At 70.1% G+C, this 18,546-nt stretch carries 19 protein-coding genes and 1 tRNA gene; 10 read left to right on the forward strand and 10 right to left on the reverse strand.

Going from position 1 to position 18,546, the window contains the following annotated elements:
• Positions 1-36: 36 nt before the first annotated feature.
• The 4 genes from Q0818_RS08210 to sigK form a co-directional block, all read right to left on the reverse strand.
• The gene (locus Q0818_RS08210) at positions 37-921 is read right to left on the reverse strand and encodes an aminodeoxychorismate lyase (protein ID WP_298873469.1); all 885 of its coding nucleotides are present in this window, start codon (positions 919-921) and stop codon (positions 37-39) included.
• A gap of 385 nt (positions 922-1,306) precedes the next feature.
• Complete coding sequence (locus tag Q0818_RS08215; RefSeq protein ID WP_298873470.1) at positions 1,307-1,945, reverse strand: DNA-directed RNA polymerase subunit beta; 639 nt, start codon at positions 1,943-1,945, stop codon at positions 1,307-1,309.
• 71 nt (positions 1,946-2,016) lie between these two features.
• The gene (locus tag Q0818_RS08220) at positions 2,017-2,838 is read right to left on the reverse strand and encodes an anti-sigma factor (RefSeq protein WP_298873471.1); all 822 of its coding nucleotides are present in this window, start codon (positions 2,836-2,838) and stop codon (positions 2,017-2,019) included.
• Complete coding sequence (gene sigK, locus Q0818_RS08225) at positions 2,835-3,437, reverse strand: ECF RNA polymerase sigma factor SigK (protein WP_298873472.1); 603 nt, start codon at positions 3,435-3,437, stop codon at positions 2,835-2,837. The genes Q0818_RS08220 and sigK overlap by 4 nt, the downstream gene beginning before the upstream one ends.
• A gap of 310 nt (positions 3,438-3,747) precedes the next feature.
• Here sigK and Q0818_RS08230 point away from each other — a divergent pair, with 310 nt between their 5' ends.
• A complete protein-coding gene (locus tag Q0818_RS08230; protein WP_298873473.1) occupies positions 3,748-4,425 on the forward strand; it encodes a fasciclin domain-containing protein in 678 nt (225 codons plus the stop codon).
• A 110-nt stretch (positions 4,426-4,535) separates the two neighbouring features.
• Here the strand turns inward: Q0818_RS08230 and Q0818_RS08235 are convergent, their stop codons facing one another.
• Positions 4,536-5,564 carry an iron-siderophore ABC transporter substrate-binding protein gene (locus Q0818_RS08235; protein ID WP_298873475.1) on the reverse strand — a complete coding sequence of 343 codons (1,029 nt, stop codon included), beginning with the start codon at positions 5,562-5,564 and terminating at the stop codon, positions 4,536-4,538.
• 47 nt (positions 5,565-5,611) lie between these two features.
• Between Q0818_RS08235 and Q0818_RS08240 the strand changes: the two genes are divergently transcribed.
• From Q0818_RS08240 to Q0818_RS08250, 3 genes are all read left to right on the forward strand, one after another.
• Positions 5,612-6,664, forward strand: coding sequence for an iron chelate uptake ABC transporter family permease subunit (locus Q0818_RS08240; protein ID WP_298873477.1), 1,053 nt, complete (start codon positions 5,612-5,614; stop codon positions 6,662-6,664).
• Positions 6,661-7,659 (forward strand): iron chelate uptake ABC transporter family permease subunit, encoded by a 999-nt coding sequence (locus Q0818_RS08245; RefSeq protein WP_298873479.1) that lies wholly within the window; start codon positions 6,661-6,663, stop codon positions 7,657-7,659. The genes Q0818_RS08240 and Q0818_RS08245 overlap by 4 nt, the downstream gene beginning before the upstream one ends.
• Positions 7,660-7,699: 40 nt before the next feature.
• A tRNA-Lys gene (locus Q0818_RS08250) sits at positions 7,700-7,775 on the forward strand.
• A 146-nt stretch (positions 7,776-7,921) separates the two neighbouring features.
• Here the strand turns inward: Q0818_RS08250 and Q0818_RS08255 are convergent.
• The 3 genes from Q0818_RS08255 to Q0818_RS08265 form a co-directional block, all read right to left on the reverse strand.
• Entirely contained in the window at positions 7,922-9,115 is a 1,194-nt protein-coding gene (locus Q0818_RS08255; protein ID WP_298873481.1) for a low temperature requirement protein A, read from the reverse strand.
• Between the two features lie 182 nt (positions 9,116-9,297).
• Entirely contained in the window at positions 9,298-9,912 is a 615-nt protein-coding gene (locus tag Q0818_RS08260) for a hypothetical protein (RefSeq protein WP_298873483.1), read from the reverse strand.
• A 61-nt stretch (positions 9,913-9,973) separates the two neighbouring features.
• Complete coding sequence (locus Q0818_RS08265) at positions 9,974-10,921, reverse strand: LysR family transcriptional regulator (protein WP_298873485.1); 948 nt, start codon at positions 10,919-10,921, stop codon at positions 9,974-9,976.
• Between the two features lie 120 nt (positions 10,922-11,041).
• Between Q0818_RS08265 and Q0818_RS08270 the strand changes: the two genes are divergently transcribed.
• The 4 genes from Q0818_RS08270 to Q0818_RS08285 all read left to right on the forward strand — a co-directional run bounded on the left by Q0818_RS08270 (position 11,042) and on the right by Q0818_RS08285 (position 14,526).
• Complete coding sequence (locus tag Q0818_RS08270) at positions 11,042-12,025, forward strand: putative oxygenase MesX (RefSeq protein WP_298873486.1); 984 nt, start codon at positions 11,042-11,044, stop codon at positions 12,023-12,025.
• 20 nt (positions 12,026-12,045) lie between these two features.
• Positions 12,046-13,074: a methionine synthase gene (locus Q0818_RS08275; protein ID WP_298873487.1), complete on the forward strand. Its 1,029-nt coding sequence runs from the start codon at positions 12,046-12,048 to the stop codon at positions 13,072-13,074.
• Positions 13,075-13,207: 133 nt separating this feature from the next.
• Positions 13,208-14,248 (forward strand): aldo/keto reductase, encoded by a 1,041-nt coding sequence (locus Q0818_RS08280; protein ID WP_298873488.1) that lies wholly within the window; start codon positions 13,208-13,210, stop codon positions 14,246-14,248.
• 92 nt (positions 14,249-14,340) lie between these two features.
• Complete coding sequence (locus tag Q0818_RS08285) at positions 14,341-14,526, forward strand: hypothetical protein (RefSeq protein ID WP_136586667.1); 186 nt, start codon at positions 14,341-14,343, stop codon at positions 14,524-14,526.
• A gap of 7 nt (positions 14,527-14,533) precedes the next feature.
• Here Q0818_RS08285 and Q0818_RS08290 read toward each other — a convergent pair whose 3' ends face one another.
• Both Q0818_RS08290 and Q0818_RS08295 read right to left on the reverse strand, forming a co-directional pair.
• Positions 14,534-15,232, reverse strand: a complete 699-nt coding sequence (locus Q0818_RS08290; RefSeq protein ID WP_298873489.1) for a hypothetical protein — start codon at positions 15,230-15,232, stop codon at positions 14,534-14,536.
• A gap of 76 nt (positions 15,233-15,308) precedes the next feature.
• Complete coding sequence (locus Q0818_RS08295; RefSeq protein WP_298873490.1) at positions 15,309-15,797, reverse strand: Lrp/AsnC family transcriptional regulator; 489 nt, start codon at positions 15,795-15,797, stop codon at positions 15,309-15,311.
• An 80-nt stretch (positions 15,798-15,877) separates the two neighbouring features.
• Here Q0818_RS08295 and Q0818_RS08300 point away from each other — a divergent pair, with 80 nt between their 5' ends.
• Both Q0818_RS08300 and Q0818_RS08305 read left to right on the forward strand, forming a co-directional pair.
• Positions 15,878-16,837 (forward strand): DMT family transporter, encoded by a 960-nt coding sequence (locus tag Q0818_RS08300; protein WP_298873491.1) that lies wholly within the window; start codon positions 15,878-15,880, stop codon positions 16,835-16,837.
• 40 nt (positions 16,838-16,877) lie between these two features.
• On the forward strand, positions 16,878-18,464 hold the full coding sequence (locus tag Q0818_RS08305; RefSeq protein WP_298873492.1) for a molybdopterin-dependent oxidoreductase: 1,587 nt from the start codon (positions 16,878-16,880) through the stop codon (positions 18,462-18,464).
• Positions 18,465-18,546: the final 82 nt, after the last annotated feature.

An 18,546-nucleotide genomic window follows, 5' to 3' on the forward strand; every position in this document is an offset into this window, starting at 1 on the left:
CGGCGGGGGCCTTCTTCGTCCCTCGGCGGTCTCGGGTCAGCCGCGGCGACCGAGCAGGAAGCCGTTCAGCTCATCGGTCAGGGCGTGGTCGACGGAGAGGGGGCGGCCGTCGACGGCGGAGATCGGGGCCGCGAGGCGCACGCTCGACAGAAGCCAGGCGGCATCCGCCCGCTCAAGGTCGGCAACGGGAACGTTCTCGTACGCGGTCGCGAGGCCACGCTGCTCGAGGTGCGCGAACACGCTGAGCTGCGTCGTACCGTGCAGGATGCCGGCGCTCGGCGCGGGAGTGACGAACCGGCCGTCGATGCGCAGGAGCACGGATGCCGTGGGCGCTTCGAGCACGAACCCGTCGGTCGTGACGAACACCGCGTCATCGGCTCCCCGGCGCTTCGCTTCTCGGATCGCCGCCATGTTCACGGCGTACGAGAGCGTCTTCGCGCCGAGGAGGAGCCACGGCGCGCGGGCCGGGACGTCGAGCGGGTACCCGCGATCCAGGGTCACGACGCGGACGCCGTCGCGTCGCGCCGCGGCGTTGTCGGGGGCGGTCGCGAGAGTGACCCAGGCGGTCGGCGTCGGGCCACCCTCGACGCCGCGGCTCAGGATGAGCTTGATGACGCTCTCCCCCGGTCCCGCCTCGGCGCAGACGCGCTCGACCGCGGCGCGCCACTGCGCGAGGTCGGGTGCCGGCAGATCGCAGAGCGACGCCGAGTGAGCGAGACGTTCGAGGTGCGGGCCGACCTCGTGGGGGTGCCCGTCGACGACCCCGATCGACTCGAACACGCCGTCGCCGCGCTGCGCGCTCAGATCGCCGAGCTGCAGGGCCGGGGCGGTCGGATCGATCGGGCGGAGCGTGCTCGCGACGTCGCCGACCTCGTCGTCGGATGCCACGGGGTCGATCATGAGAGCGAAACGCCAAGCCATGCTGCGAGCCTAGACGGAGGTGCCGACACGCCCGGGCCTTGTCAACGGGGGCCGCGGAGGGAATGTCTCGGGGGCGGCCTTGTTACACTTTTCTAGCCGGGCCGCAGTAACCCCGGGCTCCATCTTCTGCCGCTATGAGCGGCCTTGCGCCGAGAGGCGTTCTGCGGCCCGGCACTTTTCTTTTCCGGCATCCATCGCCGACGCGGGGCATTCGCGTGACACCGTCCCGCCCAGCCGCTCCCCTCCCCTCCCCTCACGCGCACGGCGTGATCCACCGCACCCTGCCCCGGCGCGAGTGTCCAGGACACGCCGGCGGAGCTCGCGCGGACGCGGCGTGTGATGGACGCTCACCAGGGAGAGGGCCGCTGGCGCAGGGTGCGACGGCTCAAGTGAGGGCGTCGCGGCGCCAGAGCGACGCGGAGGCCGAGAGGTCGTCGGCGTAGGTCGCGAGGCGCAGCGCGCGGGTGGTGAGCGCCGTCGCGCGCTCGGACTCCGTGTTCTCGTAATCGTCGGCGAGATGCGTCGAACCGGCGGCCTGGACGCGGCAGAACGCGGCAGCGCGGTCGAGAGCGACCGCGAAGTCGCCCTCGAAGAGACCGCGCAGAATGGTGTCGATGAGCTGCACGAGCTCCTCCGGTCCGGCCGGGGCGGGCGCGCCCGCGACGACCGCGTCGACGGTGGCCATCTCCACCCGTCCACGCTCATAGAGCAGCGCCGCCGTCGCGGCGTCGTCGTGGATCATCAGCTGCAGCAGGTACAGGCGCCACAGCGCACCCGGGAGCGACCGAGCGGGCGACCGCGACCAGAGCTCCGCGATGTCGTCGATGCCGTGATCATCGGTGAACGCGACGAGGCGCTCCACCACATCGACGCTCGGATCCGCGCGAACCCGTGACAGCAGGGCCTGAGCCGTGCTGTGGGCGACGCGCGACACCTCGGCGGGGTCCTCCGCCGAGAACAGGCGGTCGAAGAGCTCGGCGGGTCGCCGGACCGGCTTGTGGAATTCGCGGGGTGAATCGCTCATCGTTCCAGGCTAGAGCGTGCCCCGCGAGGGGCGGGCCGGACGGCGCGAGGCGACCGTCCGACGACCGCGGGTCAGGCCGTCGCGACCGTGACGACGGGCGCCGTGCTCGGTGTGCCGTCGGGCGAGCCGCCGTCGGGCTCGATGGTCACGGCGATCACGTCACCGCTGTGCATCTCGCCCTGCAGGACCGCTGTCGCCTTGCCGTCGGCATCCGGCTTGAAGGTTCCCGCGGCGATCGGCGTCTGATCGCGGACGAACCAGAGTTCGTAGGTCTTGCCCTGCTCGGGAGCGGGCATGCCGTCGGTGACGAGCACGCTCTGACCCGTCGACGGAGACCAGTGCGCGGTCGCCACGGTGCCATCGGCCATCGTCGCGGTCGCCGACTGCGCGTCGGGGGCGTCTTCGATCTGCTGCAGCGCCACGACGGCGGCCGGCGGCGCGAAGATCTGGCTGACCGTCACGGCACCGAAACCGAGCACGAGGACGGCCGCGAACGAAGCTGCGAGCGTGAACCATCGACGCGGTCCCCACCCGGATGCCGCGGACGGGCCGACGGCGACGGTCTCGCGCTCGGGCTCGACAGAGGCGGCACCCAGGGCGGCGAAGTCTTCGTCGTCGAGGCGCGGCGAGAGGTCATCCCCCGACATCGCGGGTGAGGCTGAGTCCTGCGGGAGCTCCGAAATGCGCGCGAACAGGGATGCGCGCACGGACGGAGGAGGCTCGACGGGCTCGACGGAAGCGCTGATCGCGGCGACGATGTCGCTCGCGTCGCGAACGTGGTGGTCCCAGTGCGGATTGCCCGCCAGTGCCTCCTGGTACGCGCGTTCATCTGCCTCCGACAACGCATGCAATGCGTGTCCGACGGCGAGGTCGGCGAAATCCCTCTCGTTCACTTGTCCACCCCCATTTCCATCCTCAGTCGCGACAGACCGTCGCGCATCCTGGTCTTGACCGTACCCAGCGGCGCCCCGACGAGGGTTGCGATCTCACTCTGGCTGTATCCACCGAAGTAGGCGAGCGTGAGGGCTTCCTTCTGGGCGTCGGGAAGCGTCGCCAATGCATCGACGACGCGCCGCCCTTCCATTTTCAGTTCTACTCTCTCGGAGACGTCGTCGTAGGCGACGTCCATATCGCGGAATCCCGCGCGTACATCCCGATCCGTGCTCGACTGCGACGACCGAACCCGGTCCACCGCTCGCCGATGCGCGATCGTGAGCACCCACGATCTTCCCTGACCTCTGTTCGGAGTGAACCGTGCGGCGGATTGCCACACCTCGAGAAAAACCTCTTGGAGGACTTCCTCGCTCTGGGCGCGGTCGACGAGGACGCGGAGGATGAGTCCGAACGCGCGAGCGGAGAGGGCGTCGTAGACCGCGGCGAACGCGGAGCGATCGCCATCGGCGACGCGCAGCAGAAGAGTACCGATCTGGTCGGCAGCGCCCGCCCCGTCGTCGGGGAGGTCGTAGCCGTCGATCACCATGGCATCCATCATTGCCTACCGACGCCGAGAGTCCCTCGCACGTGCGCGCGCGTCGCGGTTGAGCTAGGGAGTGGCGCGACAGCGTACGCGAGGACGCTATGGGGCCGTGGGCAAAAACATTCTCAAGAATATTTAATTCGCGCTGACCTGGCTTTTCCGTGGCACACGGGATGCCATTTCGCCCGCCATCGCAACATTTCGCAATCCGATCCCCGGGGGGTCCCGAAGACCCTGTGTAAGCCGCTCCACGGCGAACCGCCCCTCGCACCGGGGTGTCCCTGCCGGGTCGCAGACGCGATCCGAACGATTTCGGAGGAATGTCATGCTCACCAACAAGAAGCCTGTCGTCGCCGGTCTCGCCCTCGTTCTGGGTTCCGCCTTCGCTCTCACCGCCTGCTCGGGTGGCACCACCTCGGGTGGCACCGCCGAGGACAGCAGCTCGATGGCCCCCTCGATGGCCGCGTCGCCCTCCGCGTCGGCGTCGTCGTCGATGATGGACCCCGCCGCCAACCTCGTGGGCCCCGGTTGCGCCGACTACGCCGCCGCCGTTCCCTCGGGCTCTGGTTCGGTCGAGGGCATGGCCGCTGACCCGGTCGCCGTCGCCGCCTCGAACAACCCGCTGCTCACCACGCTCACCGCGGCGGTCAGCGGCCAGCTGAACCCCAACGTGAACCTGGTCGACACGCTCAACGGCGGCGAGTTCACCGTCTTCGCTCCGGTCGACGACGCCTTCGCCAAGATCGACTCGGCGACCATCGACACGCTGAAGACCGACAGCGACCTGCTGACCAAGATCCTCACGTACCACGTGGTCCAGGGCCAGCTGACCCCCGACGAGATCGACGGCACGCACACCACCGTCGAGGGCCAGGACGTCACCGTCGCCGGCTCGGGTGACGCCATCACGGTCAACGGCTCGACCAACGTCATCTGCGGTGGCGTCCAGACCGCCAACGCGACCGTGTACCTCATCGACTCGGTGCTGATGCCCCCGATGTAAGTCCTCGGAGCGTGAGCAATCGCGCTACCGACCGATCGATGTCTGATCGGACCTGACGGCGAGCGCCGGACCCCAGGCGAGGGGGTTCGGCGCTCGCTTTCGTCTGCGGCTCAGTCGGCGCCGACCTCGCGGATGATCTCGTCCTGCACGAGGCGAGCAGCGGTCGGCCCGGCGTTCAGGAACCACGGGTCGTAGTCGACCGCCACGGCCTTCCCGTCGGCGACCGATGCGAGCGTGGACCACAGCGGAGCACCCTCGATGAAGGCGACCCCCTCGCCCGTGCCCGCGTAGAACACGTGGTCGGCGTCGGCGAGGTCGATCTGCTCCGCGCTGATCTCCTGCGACGTCTCATCGAACTGCTGCGACGACGGGCGGCCGAGGCCGAGGTCCTGCGCGAGACCGCCGGTGAATGACGGCACGCCCATGATGCGCGTCCGGTCACCGGTCGACTGCAGGAACGACACGGTCGTCGCTCCTTCCTCTCGTCCGGCCGCGAACGCCGCGCTCTCGCCTTGGAGGGAATCCAGGATGCCGAGGGCCGCCCCCTCGTCGCCGAGAGCATCGGCGATGAGCAGGAAGTCGCTCTTCCAGTTCACACCGTTGCCCTTGGTGACGACCGTCGGCGCGATCGCCGACAGGGCGTCGTAGAGCTCGGCACCGCGGGTGGCGTTGATGAGGATGAGATCGGGGGCCGTCTGCGCGATGGCCTCGAGGTCGGGCTCCGTCCGCTGGCCGATGTCGGTCATGGCATCGAGGGCCGCGGCATCCTGAGGGAAGGCCTCGCTGAGGTACGCCGGCACGAGGCCGCTGTTCTCGGCACGGGTCGCGGCGGCGGGCACCTGGCCGAGGGTGAGCAGCGCGTCGAGTTGACCGGTGGAGACCACGGCGATGCGCGTGGGCGCCGCGGCGATCTCGGTCACGCCGGCGAAGTGGGTCACCTCGCGGGGGAAGACCCCGTCGCCCTCGCTCGAGCCCATCCCGGGTTCGAGGTCGCGCGCCACGACCCAGTCACCGGTCGACCCTGCCTCGGAGTCGACGGACACGGCGGGGGCGGCGGTCCCCGCGCACCCCACGAGGGTCAGCAGGGTCGCCGCGGCGAGGCCACCGAGCAGGTGACGGGGACGGAAACGGTCGGTCACGGACGAAGAACGAAAGACGGTCACACGGTTAGGTTATCCTTACCTGTGTGCCCGACGTGACCGCCGCCGCCCCGCCGTCGGTCGTCGCACAACACGTCCTCGCGCGGCGTCGCCGCACCCGCGCGCGCACGATCGTCGTCACCCTGGCCATGCTCGGGGCAGTGGCACTGCTGGCGGTCGCGAGTCTCGCGATCGGATCCCGCCCTCTCGCCCCGGGCGACGTCATCGCCGCCCTCTTCTCCGACCGACGGGATGCCGTGGGCGTCATCGTGCACGAGCTGCGCGCGCCGCGCACCCTCACGGCGCTGCTGACCGGCGCGTGCCTCGGCGTCGCCGGAGTGCTCATGCAGGCCGTGACCCGCAACCCGCTCGCCGACCCGGGACTGCTGGGGGTCAACGCGGGGGCTGCGGTGGGAGTGGTCACCGCGATCGCCTTCTTCGGCGTGGGAACGGCGAGCGGCTACGTCTGGTTCGCGTTCGCGGGCGCTGCGGGCGCGGCGGTGCTGGTGACGGCCGCGGCCCGGGCCGGTCGGCGCGGCGACACCGTGGGTCTCGTGCTGGCGGGAGTGGCGCTGAGCGCGTGCCTCGGAGCGGTCGTGCGCATCATCACGCTCGTCGACGACGACACCTTCGAGTCGTTCCGCTTCTGGGCGGTCGGGTCGTTCGAGCGGCGCGACCCCGATGTCGCCCTGCAGCTGCTGCCGTTCGCGCTCGTGGGCGTCGCGATCGCGATCATCGTCTCGCGCGGTCTCGATCAGCTGCGTCTCGGTGCCGACCTGGCGCGCGCTCTCGGGGTGTCCCCCGCGTTCGTGGTGATCGGCGCGGGTGCGGCGATCACACTGCTGTGCGCGACGGCCACCTCCGCAGCCGGACCCCTGGCCTTCATCGGACTGCTCGTCGCCCATCTCGTGCGCGGGCTCGGGGCCATCGACGTCCGCGGATGCCTCCCCCTCGCCGCGGCGACCGGGGCGGCCCTCACCGTCGCGAGCGATGTCATCGGGCGGGTCATCGCTCCCCCGGGCGAGATCGAGGCGGGAATCGTCGCCGCGTTCCTGGGCGCTCCCCTGCTGCTGTGGCTCGTCATCCGGAGGGCCTCATGACCGCCGCCGCGGCCGTCGCGCGACGACGTCGGTACGCCGCGGTCACGGCGGCGATCGTCGTCGTCGCCCTCGGCGCCGCCGTCGTGGGCGTGACGACCGGATCGTTCCAGGCATCGCTGGGCGACGTGGCATCCGTCTTCTCGGGCGGTGCGGACGCACGCACGAGCGTCGTCGTGCTGGGGCTGCGGGTGCCGCGCGTGCTCGCCGCCCTGCTGATCGGAACAGCGTTGGGACTGGCCGGCGCCGTCTTCCAGACTCTCGCCCGCAATCCGCTCGCGAGTCCCGACATCGTCGGCTTCACCGCCGGCTCGGCCACCGGAGCCCTCGTCGGACTCATCGTCGTGGCGCCCACGGCGTCGCCCGCCGCGGGCGCGTGGATGGGCGGACTGCTCACGGTCGCGGTCGTCATGCTCATCGCGCGCAGCGTCGGCGTCTCGCGCGAGCGCACGATCCTCGCGGGCATCGCCCTGTCGATGCTGCTGGCCGCGGTGAACGACTACCTGCTCACGCGCGCGCCGATCGAGATCGCCCGCAACGCCGACCAATGGCTGCACGGCAGCCTCGCCGCCACCTCGATGGATGACGTCGTCCTGCTCATCGCGTCGATCGGCATCCTGAGTCTCGTTCTCGTGCTGCGTCGCCGCGACCTCCGTGCGCTCGAACTCGGCGACGACACCGCCCGTTCGCTGGGGGTGCGCACGCCGCGGGTGCGCCTGGTGCTGCTCGTCGTCGCGGCGCTGCTGACCGGAACGGCGACCGCGGTGTCGGGCCCGATCGGCTTCATCGCCCTCGCCGCGCCCCAGCTCGCCCGACGGCTCTTCGGCACGAGCGGCATCCCCCTGCTCGGGTCGGCCCTGACCGGCGCGACCGTCCTCGTGATCGCCGACGTCGTCGCGCAGCGGGCGCTCGCGCCGCTGCAGATCCCGGTGGGACTGCTCACCGGGGTCGTCGGCGGCGCCTACCTGTTCTGGATCGTCGCCCGCTCGCGTCGATGAGCACGTCGGGCTCGGGCGTCCCGGTAGGCTGGAGTCATCAGGGCCTGTAGCTCAGTTGGCAGAGCATCGGACTTTTAATCCGCGGGTCGAGGGTTCGAGCCCCTCCGGGCCCACCACGTCAACGTTCCTCGGATATCCGCCTCAGCGATCTCCGCGGGAGTCCCGACCTCCGAGCACTTCGCGCCACCCTGTTGCCATGGGCGGTTCTGCTTCCAGCATGCGGGCGCTCCTCGTCAGCAGCGATCGATTGACGGGAGGAGAGTCATCCCCCCGCCTTGCGCCCGCGACGCACCCGCTCGACGGTCTCCCCCGCGGCAACACCGACGAGAAGGACCGCGGCCGCGATCGACAGCCGGAGCGCGTCGAAGAACGGGAGGAAGAAAGCCATCGCCGCAAGCACGGCCAGACCGACGAGGCCGACCAGCTGAGCTCGCGACCACCGTCTTTCGAGCGTGCGCCGGAAGAGCGCGGTGCCGGCGAGGAAGAGGATTGGCGCGCCGACGATGACGATGGTCGCGGCGACACTTCGCTGGTCGGGATGCGAGAGCATCTCCTTGTCGCCCACGCTCATCAACACGATCCCGGCGATGATCGGAAGGTGCACCCAGGTGTACGCCGTGCGAGCGAGTCGGCCCGGTTCGTCCGACGCCTCGATCGCCTCCGCACCGACGCGCTCGCCGTGATCGAAGTAGATCCACCACGCGGCCGCGGCAGCGACGAACGCCGTCACCAGCGCCGCGACCGACGACGCGGATGATTCCTTCTCGACGAACGCGAGGCCGGTGACGAGGAGCCCCTCGCCGACGGCGATGAGGACGAAGAGCGCCGTCCGTTCGGCGATGTGAGGACCGGACAGATCCCACGATTGCAGCCGCACCTTCCCTCGACCCGGTATCGGGTACCCCAGAATCGTGCCGAGCAGTTCGAGGGCGAGAGCCGCCGTCCACAACGGCAGCTGCCACGCATGCGGCAGCACGGCACCGACGATCCAGAGGGCGCCGCCGACGACGGTCCATCCGAGGATCAGAGCGAAATCGTGCGCCACCCGCCGGTCGTGACGAACCGTCGCCCACACGATGAACCCCGTGCGCCCGACCTGCAGGACGACGTACGACAGCGCGAACGCCCACGCTCGATCACCGAATGCCTCCGCGATCGAGACGCTCATCACGAGCGCGACGAAACCCAGCGCGACGACCGCTCCGCGCACGGGAAGCTTCACGGGGTCGAGCCAGTTGGTCACCCAGGTGGTCGACACCCACGCCCACCACAGTGCGCACACCATGATGATGCCCTCGAAACCGCCGAGCGGAGTCTGGTTCTCGTATAGGTAAGCGGACAATTGCGTCAGCGCGAGAACGAACATCAGGTCGAAGAACAGCTCGACGTACGTCACCCGATCCGCGCGCGAGGAGTCCGTTGGGCGCAACACGTCGCGGGCCATCCCGAATGCCATGCCCCATCCTGACACTGACGCGCTGGCCCCAGGCGGAGCGACAACATCCGCGTCCGTGGGCCCGCACGACTCGCACCGGACGACGATGGGCTCGCGCCATCACGACGAGAGCCCGAAACGGAGCCGAGAAGCTCGCTCCTACCGTGACCACATCTTCCGCGAGAGCGGCCGCACCGACCGCCTCACCCACCCGGGCAGTCGCACGTCCCACCGCTGGCGCACTGGCACGGCATTGACGGATAGTCCTCGGTGGTCACGGTGCGCCGCACGTCGAGGCCGTCGATCGACCGCGGCTCCCCGTAGCGCGTGTAGTCGATGACCTCGGCGACGTCGGCGAGGCCGTGCCCCTGCCCGTCGGTGCAGTCGGAGGCGAAGGTGTGGATCTTCCGCTCGCCGGCCGGGAAGCGCAGCTCGAAGCAGACCGCCGCGCTGCGCTGGTCGTAGAAGAGGCCGCCGCCCGTCTCGACCCCCGCGGAGGTCGCGAGGATCAGCGACGTGCCGTCATCGGATGCCGCGAGGCCGAGCAGCTTCAACGACCCCCCGGCCGGGACGACGGCGGGATCGGCATACGCGGGTCGCACGTCGGAGACGAATCCGATCCGGGCGATCGCGGCCTCAGGGTCGGAGACGATGTCGGCGCGGTACGGCCAGAACGTGTCCTGCGCCCTGTCCACCGAGCGCGCGAGCGCGTCCTGCAGCTCCGCCTCCGGCGAGGGCATCACCCCGCACCCCGTCGCCAGCAAAGCAGAAAGGCCGATGGCCACCGAACCGATACCGCGTCGTGCTCCCCCGTGCATGCGGGTCAGTGTGCCGCACGGTGCATCACCGCGACGGCATGCGGCGGGGCCGCGGCATCCGTCATCCCTCGTCGAGGAGCTCGACCCCGAACTCCGCGACCACCGCGCGCACCTCTCCGAGGTAGCGCTGCGCCTGCTCGGTGAGGGGTATGGCGGTGCGGTCGATCCAGCCGATCTCGATCTGCTCGTCGACCTCGAGCGGCACGGCGACGATCTCGGGGTCGAGGTCGTCGCTGATGATGCCCGTCGAGATCGTGTAGCCGTCGAGGCCGATCATGAGGTTGAAGATGGTCGCGCGGTCGGAGACGCGGATCTCCTGGCGGCTCGACAGCGTCGAGAGGATCTCCTCGGCGAAGTAGAAGGAGTTGTTCGCGCCCTGGTCGAAGGTGAGGCGCGGAAGGTCGACGAGGTCGTCGAGCGTCGCCCGCGGGCGGGATGCCAGGGGGTTCCGGCGCGAGACGAAGATGTGCGGCTCCGCGACGAACAGCGGGTGGAAGGCCAGCCCCGAATCGCGCAACAGCTTGTCGAGCACGTTGCGGTTGAAGTCGTTGCGGAACAGGATGCCAAGCTCGCTGCGGAGGGTCCGGACGTCTTCGATGATGTCGAACGTGCGCGTCTCGCGGAGCGAGAACTCGTACTCCGCGGCATCCGTCGCCTTCACCATGCGCACGAACGCGTCGACGACGAACGAGTAGTGCTGGGCCGAGACGCCCAGCAGGCGCCGCGAGGGCGGGCGGCCGAGGTAGCGCTGCTCGAGGAGCTCGGCCTGCTCCACCACCTGGCGGGCGTAGCCGAGGAACTCCACGCCGTCGTTGGTGAGCGTGATCCCCCGGGCCGAGCGGGTGAGCAGGTCGCGGCCGACCCGGGTCTCGAGGTCTTTCATGGCGGCCGACATGGTGGGCTGCGCGACGTAGAGCAGATCGGCGGCGGCGGAGATCGAGCCCTCGGCGGCGACCTCGATGAAGTACTGCAGTTGCTGGAGCGTGATCCCGCTCGACCGCTTAGCCATAGCTCAAAGCTATAGCACTGCATAGTCGGCGGGAATTACCCGATGACCGAGCCCTCGGCGCACGATGGAGAACACCACCAACCGCGGGCCCACCCGGCCCCCGCACCCGATTGGCCCGTCATGGCGAACGACATCACGTTCAGCATCACCACCACCCGTTTCGACGAGGACTACGCCCCGGCCGAGGCCTCGCGCGTGACGACGAACTTCGCCAACCTGGCGCGCGGCGCGGGCCGTCAGCAGAACCTGCGCAACGCCCTGTCGATGATGAACCACCGACTGAACGAACTCGTGCCGGGAGATGCCGACCGGTACCGCGTCGAGCTCGACATCGTCTCGGTTCACCTGCGCTTCGGAGACGGGGCGGATGACGAGGAGTTCCCCGTCATCGAAGTGCTCGACGTGAGCATCGTCGACACGCGCACCGGCGAGCGCCACCGCGGCATCGTGGGCAACAACTTCTCCTCGTACCTGCGCGACTACGACTTCAGCGTCGTGCTGCCCGCCGCGAACGCCGGCGGCACCGGGTTCACGGTGCCGGAGGACTTCGGCATCCTGCACGGGAAGATCTTCCAGCACTTCCTCGACTCCGACGCCTACCGCGAGCGCTTCGCGCAGGCGCCCGTGATCTGCATCAGCGTGTCGACGAGCCGCACCTACCGGCGCACGGGCGTCGTGCACCCCGTGCTCGGCGTCGAATACGCGCAGGACTCCTTCTCGCTGACCGACGACTACTTCGGACGCATGGGCCTGCAGGTGCGGTACTTCATGCCGCGCGGCAGCGTCGCCCCTCTCGCCTTCTATTTCCGCGACGACCTCACCTCCGAGTACTCCGACCTGCAGCTGGCCGGGACGATCGCCACGATGGAGACGTTCCAGAAGATCTACCGCCCCGAGATCTACAACGCCGTCAGCCCGGCGGGCGAGGTGTACCGCCCCACCCTCGACGAGCCCGACTTCGTGCGCACCGGCATCGACTACGACCGCGAGGAGCGCAGCCAGCTCGCCGTGACGCAGGGCCGCTACGCCGAGGAGCACTTCGTGAAGCCCCACCGCCACATCCTCGACGCGTGGGCCGCCGACTACGCGGCACCCGTCCGATGACCTTCGAAGGAACCAGCCCCGTGACGACGCTCCTGCCCACCTCGACCGTCGGCAGCCTCCCCAAGCCCGCGTGGCTCGCCAAGCCCGAGGTGCTGTGGTCGCCGTGGGAGCTCGAGGGCGACGTGCTCGTCGAGGGCAAGCACGACGCGCTGCGCTCCGCGGTGCAGGAGCAGGAACGCCGTGGCCTGGACATCATCAGCGACGGCGAGCAGACGCGTCAGCACTTCGTGACCACCTTCATCGAGAACCTCGACGGCGTCGACTTCGAGAACCGCGAGACGGTGCGCATCCGCAACCGCTACGACGCGAGCGTGCCGACCGTCGTGGGCGCCGTCAGCCGACGTGGTCCGGTGTTCATCGAGGATGCCGCGTTCCTGCGCGCGCAGACCGACCGGCCGATCAAGTGGGCGCTGCCCGGTCCCATGACGATGATCGACACCCTGTCCGACCGCTACTACGGCAGCCGCGAGAAGCTCGCGTGGGAGTTCGCGACCATCCTGAACGACGAGGCGCGCGAGCTCGAGGCCGCGGGCGTCGACATCATCCAGTTCGACGAGCCCGCGTTCAACGTCTTCTTCGACGAGATGAAGGACTGGGGCATCGCCGCCCTCGAGCGCGCCGCGGAGGGCCTCCGCGCCGAGACCGCCGTGCACATCTGCTACGGCTACGGCATCAAGGCCAACACCGACTGGAAGGCCACCCTGGGCTCGGAGTGGCGCCAGTACGAGGAGTCGTTCCCCCTGCTGCAGCGCTCGAGCATCGACATCGTCTCGCTCGAGAGCCACCACTCGAACGTGCCGATCGACCTCGTCGAGCTGGTCCGCGGCAAGAAGGTCATGCTCGGCGCCCTCGACGTCGCCAGCGAGCGCATCGAGACGCCCGAGGAAGTCGCCGACACCCTCCGCCGCGCCCTGCAGTTCGTCGATGCCGACAAGCTCATCCCCAGCTCCAACTGCGGCATGGCGCCGCTGCCGCGTCGTGTCGCCTTCGACAAGGTCAGCGCGCTGACCGCCGGAGCGGCGCTGCTGCGCGAGGAGCTCGCGGACTGAGGACTCGGTCAGGGGCCGCGACCGCATCCCGGCCCCTGACCGACCGCCCCACGCGGGCCGATTCCCTTCGAGAATGCGGATGACGTGGCAGAGTCGGAACGATCCCTTCCCCGTTCCGAGGAGCAGCAGTCCCATGCCCATCGCCGCCGATGACCCCCGCCTCGTCTCCCCCTTCGAAGCCGCGCCGACCCGCTACGACGACGTGCCCTTCCAGCGCGCCGGGGCCAGTGGCATCCCCCTTCCCCGCATCTCACTCGGGCTGTGGCAGAACTTCGGCAGCGGGCGCACGCTCGACGTCCAGCGCGAGATCCTGCGTCACGCGGTCGACCGCGGCATCGTGCACATCGATCTCGCCAACAACTACGGCCCGCCCTACGGTGCCGCCGAGAGCACGTTCGGCACGGTGCTCGACAGCGACCTCCGGCGCTACCGCGACGAGTTGTTCCTGTCGACGAAGGCGGGCTACGACATGTGGCCGGGGCCGTACGGCGACGGCGGCTCGCGCAAGTACCTCATGCGCTCCCTCGAGCAGAGCCTCACGCGCATGCGCACCGACTACGTCGACGTGTTCTACTCGCACCGCGTCGACCCCGACACCCCGATCGAAGAGACCGTGCACGCCCTCGCCGACATCGTGCGCAGCGGCAAGGCCCTCTACGCCGGGATCTCGAACTACCCCGCCGACCTCACCCGACGCGCGCACGAGCTCCTCGCGGCCGAGGGCGTGCGCCTGTTCATCCACCAGCCGCGGTATTCGCTCTTCGACCGCACGCCCGAGGCGGAGCTCTTCCCGACGCTGCGCGGCCTCGCCGTGGGCAGCGCGGTGTTCTCACCCCTCGCGCAGGGCCTGCTGACGGCCAAGTATCTCGACGGCACCGTGCCCGCCGATTCCCGGGCCGCCGACAGCCGGTTCCTCGACGCCTCGGCGCTGACCGACGACTACCTCGAGCGCATCCGCGGCATCGACGGCGTCGCGCGCGAGGCCGGGCTCTCGATCCCCCAGCTCGCCGTCGCCTGGGTGCTGCGCGACCCGGTCGTCACCACCGCGATCATCGGCGCCTCGCGCACGGCCCAGATCGACGACGCGGTCACCGCCAGCACCACGGCACTGTCGGACGACGTGATCTCGGCACTCGAGCCCTTCGCCGCCGGTGTCGGCGAGCGCATCGCCTGAGCGGACAGCACACCGCCGCTCGCGGCGCAAGCGGCACGGCATCCCTCTCTTCATCGCGTTGGCTGGGTCTCCAGCTGACTGAAGGAGGCGCCATGGGCGTTGCACGATGGATCGGAACCGGAGCCGTGGGACTGGCGGGAGCGGTGATCGCGCGGACGGCGATCGGGCGCGCGGTGGCCGCGGGGACCGTGGCCTACCGCGTGTGGACCGACCCCAAGGTGCAGAAGGTGCGCCGTCGCGTGGTGGCGAAGCTCGCGAAGCAGCGCCGGGCACGCTGACCGCGCATCACCGCCCGGGGACGACCCCGAGGATGACACAGGCGACGCCCGCGACGAGAAGGACCACCGCGTACAACACGCGGTGGTCCTTCTCGATCAGCCGCGTGTAGACGCCGTTCACGCGCGCGGCCGTCGTGGGGAATCGCATCCAGGCCGTCGCGAGGAGCACGAACGGGGCGACGAGAGCGGCGAGGAACACCGCGTACGCGAGCCACCGCAGGAGGGGGTGATCGCTCACCCCGTCGGCCACGCGACCGGTCATGTACATGATGGGCAACGTGGTGAACCCCACGATCGAACAGCTGACGCCGAGCACGTACGAGCTCCACCCATGGGCATGCGACGACGCGGTCGAGCGATGCGGCGGTTGCGCGGGCCTCCGGAGTCTCCAGATCCCCACGGCCACCGCACCGGCGAGGAACACCGCGCCGGCGGCGAGGTCGACGCGACGATCGAGCACCGCCTCGGTCGTGCCGCGCTCCGCCGCCGCCACGAACTCGGTCGGGTCGAAGCTCTGCAGCGCGAGGTACAGCACGGTCGCCCCGGTGGCCAGTCCGGCGACCATCCAGCCTACGCGCGCCACGACCCGGGTGTTCTGCGCGAGGGCGTCGGCCGTCGCGGCGTAGAGCGCCGGATTCAGACCCAACGTCACCCCGAGTCCGACCATCGTGGTCAGGGCCGCGGTCCAGCGCGCGAGGTCGTCCACGGCGGTGCGGCTCCTCTCGAGCGGTGGGGCCCCGGCGACGCTCGAGCGGGGTGGTCACATCGTAGCGAGGTGGGCGTCAGCTCCCACGGGGCGCGCTCGCACCGTCGACGGGCAGGGGCGAGAGCGGCTTGGTGACCCCGAAGGCGAAGGTGGTGTCGATCGAGGAGAGGGAGGGGATCGCGCGCAGGTGCTCCCGCAGGAGGCGTTCGTACGCTTCGAAGGTCGGTGTGACGATGCGCACGAGGTAGTCCCAGTCGCCGGCGAGCAGGTGGGCCTCCACGATCGACGGGATCGCGCGCAGGCGCTGCTCCACGGCATCCACCGTCGCCCCCTCGTGCGAGGCCAACCGCAGGCGCACGAACGCCGTGATCTCGAGGTCGACGGCTTTCGGCGAAACCACCGCGCGGTACCCCGAGATGACCCCCGCGTCTTCGAGCCGGCGCACGCGGCGCAGACACGGCGACGGCGAGAGCCCGACCCTGTCGGCCAAGTCCTGGTTGGTGAGACGACCATCTCGCTGCAGTTCCGCGAGGATGAGGCGATCGATCGCGTCGAGGGCTTCCATGTGGCAGATTCTGCCAAACGACGAGTCGAGCGAGCAATCTTCGCAATCCGCTGCGCCGCCCTCCTTCCTACGCTCGCAGTGTGACCACGTTCGTCCTGCCCCGCCCCTCGGCCCTGTCGCGCCGCACGGTGGTCGGGATCGCGGCCGTGGCCGCCGTCGTCTGCCTGTGGTCGTCGTTCGCCCTGTCGACCCGAGCGCTCGAGGCGACCGGGATGGGCATCGGCGACGCGGCGATCGTGCGCTTCGGCGTCCCCGCCGTCGTGCTCGCCCCGTGGATCCCTCGGACGCTGCGCCGACTGCGCGGGGAGCCGGCGACGGTCATCGCCCTCGTCCTGCTCGCCGGGCTCCCGCACTTCCTCCTCTTCGCGTGGGGCGCACACCTCACCTCCGCCGCTCTGACGGGACTCCTCGTGCCCGGGACGGTCCCCCTCTTCGTCACGATCCTGCTCTTCCTGCACCGGCGGACGACGGTGTCGCGGACCCGGCTCATCGCGCTCGCGGCGATCGTGGCGGGAGTCGCGGCGAGCGCGATCCTCATCGGCGGGGTCGTGGATGCCGGCGGTATCGCCGTTCTGCTCGCGGCGGGTCTCGTCTGGGCGGCGTACACGATCGGTCTCGCGCGGACGCGGCTCGATCCCGTCGGGGTCATCGCCGTCGTCTCCGTCGCGTCGCTCCTCGCCGCGCTCGCCCTCGCCGCCACCGGCGCGATGCCGTCGCAGGCGTTCCACGGAAATGTCGACTTCCCGGCCTGGGCGGCCTACGCCCTCGTGCAAGGCGTCGGGACGGGACTGCTGTCGACCGCCTGCTACGTCGTCGCGGTGAAGAACCTCGGCAGCAGCATCCCCGCCGCCGCCGGAGCACTGAGCCCGGTGCTGACCGCTCTGGTGGCCGTCCCCCTGCTCGGCGAGCCGCTCTCCGCCGGGCTCGTCGTCGCGCTGGTGCTGATCACCTGCGGGGTGGCCGCCTTCGCCCTCGCCCCCGCGCGCACGGCGTCGCGCCCGATGGCATCCGATCCCGCGTCCGCTCCGAACAGGAGATGAGGCAGGGTCGCGCGTGCGCGGCACCGGAAATGAGGATGCCATGACCACCGAGACCGCGGCCCGCACCGCCGACACCACGAAGGTGCGCCGACCGCACGCTTGGATCTGGGCAGCGCTGGCCGGCATCGTGTCGGCCGCCACCCTTCTGGCGATCGCCGAACTGTTCGCCGCACTGGTGGCCCGTTCCGCCAGCCCGGTTCTGGCCGTCGGCTCGTTCATCGTCGACATCGTGCCGCGTCCGCTGAAAGAACTCGCGATCACGCTGTTCGGCGAGACCGACAAGATCGCCCTGCTCGTCGGCGTCGGACTCGGCGCCGCCGTGGCTGCCGCCGTGGCCGGTGTGCTGCAGTACCGGTTCCGTCCGGTCGGAGCCGTGCTGCTCGGCATCGGCGGCGTCCTCGCCACCGTGGCGATCATCACCCGCGCCGGAGCCGGGGCCCTCGCGTGGCTGCCCCCGGTCCTGGGAACGATCGGCGGAGTCGCCGTCCTCATCCTCACCATCGCGCGACTGAAGCGCTGGGTCGCCGCGGCTGAGGACCGCGACGGCGAGAAGGCGCGCACGAGCCGCCGTCAGTTCCTCCTGCTCACCGGTCTGACCGCCGTCGGCGCGGTCGTCGTCGGGGTGGGATCGCGCATCCTCAACGCCACGACCTCCTCCGTCGCCGCCGCTCGCGAGGCCCTGCGTCTGCCCGCGCCGCGCACCACGGTCACCGTGCCCGAGGGCGCGAACTGGGAGATCGACGGGCTGAGCCCGATCATCACCCCCAACGGCGACTTCTACCGCGTCGACACCGCACTGACGGTGCCCAACGTCGACCCCACGACCTGGCGCCTGCAGATCGACGGCATGGTCGACACCCCGGTCGAGCTCAGCTTCGACGACCTCGTCAACATGGGCCTGAACGAGTACGGCGTCACCCTGACCTGCGTCTCGAACGAGGTCGGCGGAAGCCTGGTCGGCAACGCGATCTGGACGGGCGTCCCGATCCGCGACGTGCTGCGCATGGCGGGCGTCCAGTCGGACGCCGACATGGTGCTCTCGGAGAGCGTCGACGGGTACACGGCATCCACTCCCCTCAGCGCGCTGACCGACGACAATCTCGATGCGATCTTCGCGGTCGCCATGAACGGCGAGCCCCTGCCGTTCGAGCACGGCTTCCCGGTGCGCATGGTGGTGCCGGGCCTGTACGGCTACGTCTCGGCGACCAAGTGGGTCACGAAGCTGACGGTCACGCGTTTCGACAAGGACGAGGCGTACTGGACTCCCCGCGGCTACGCGGCGCAGGCTCCCATCAAGCTCTCGTCGCGCGTCGACACGCCCAAGATCGGCGCTCCGGTGCCCGCCGGCACCGTGGTCATCGCGGGAATGGCGTGGGCGCAGCCCGTCGGGGTGCAGAAGGTCGAGGTCCAGATCGACAACGGCGACTGGCAGGAGACGCAGCTGTCGACGCCGATCAACGATCAGTCGTGGGTGCAGTGGCGTCTCGAGTGGGCCGCCGAGGCCGGCAGCCACTACATCGCGGTGCGCGCGACCGACAAGGACGGCAACCTGCAGATCCAGGAGCAGGCCCCGATCGCTCCCGACGGGTCGAGCGGATGGCAGCGCACACTCGTGACCGTTTCGTGACCGAGATCGAGGGCGGGTCATGATGTCAATCGCTGTTCATCACGGCGGGTGGGCGACATGATCGGAAGATGCCTTCAGCAAG

The organism is uncultured Microbacterium sp., from assembly GCF_947489255.1.
Lineage (GTDB): Bacteria > Actinomycetota > Actinomycetes > Actinomycetales > Microbacteriaceae > Microbacterium > Microbacterium phycohabitans.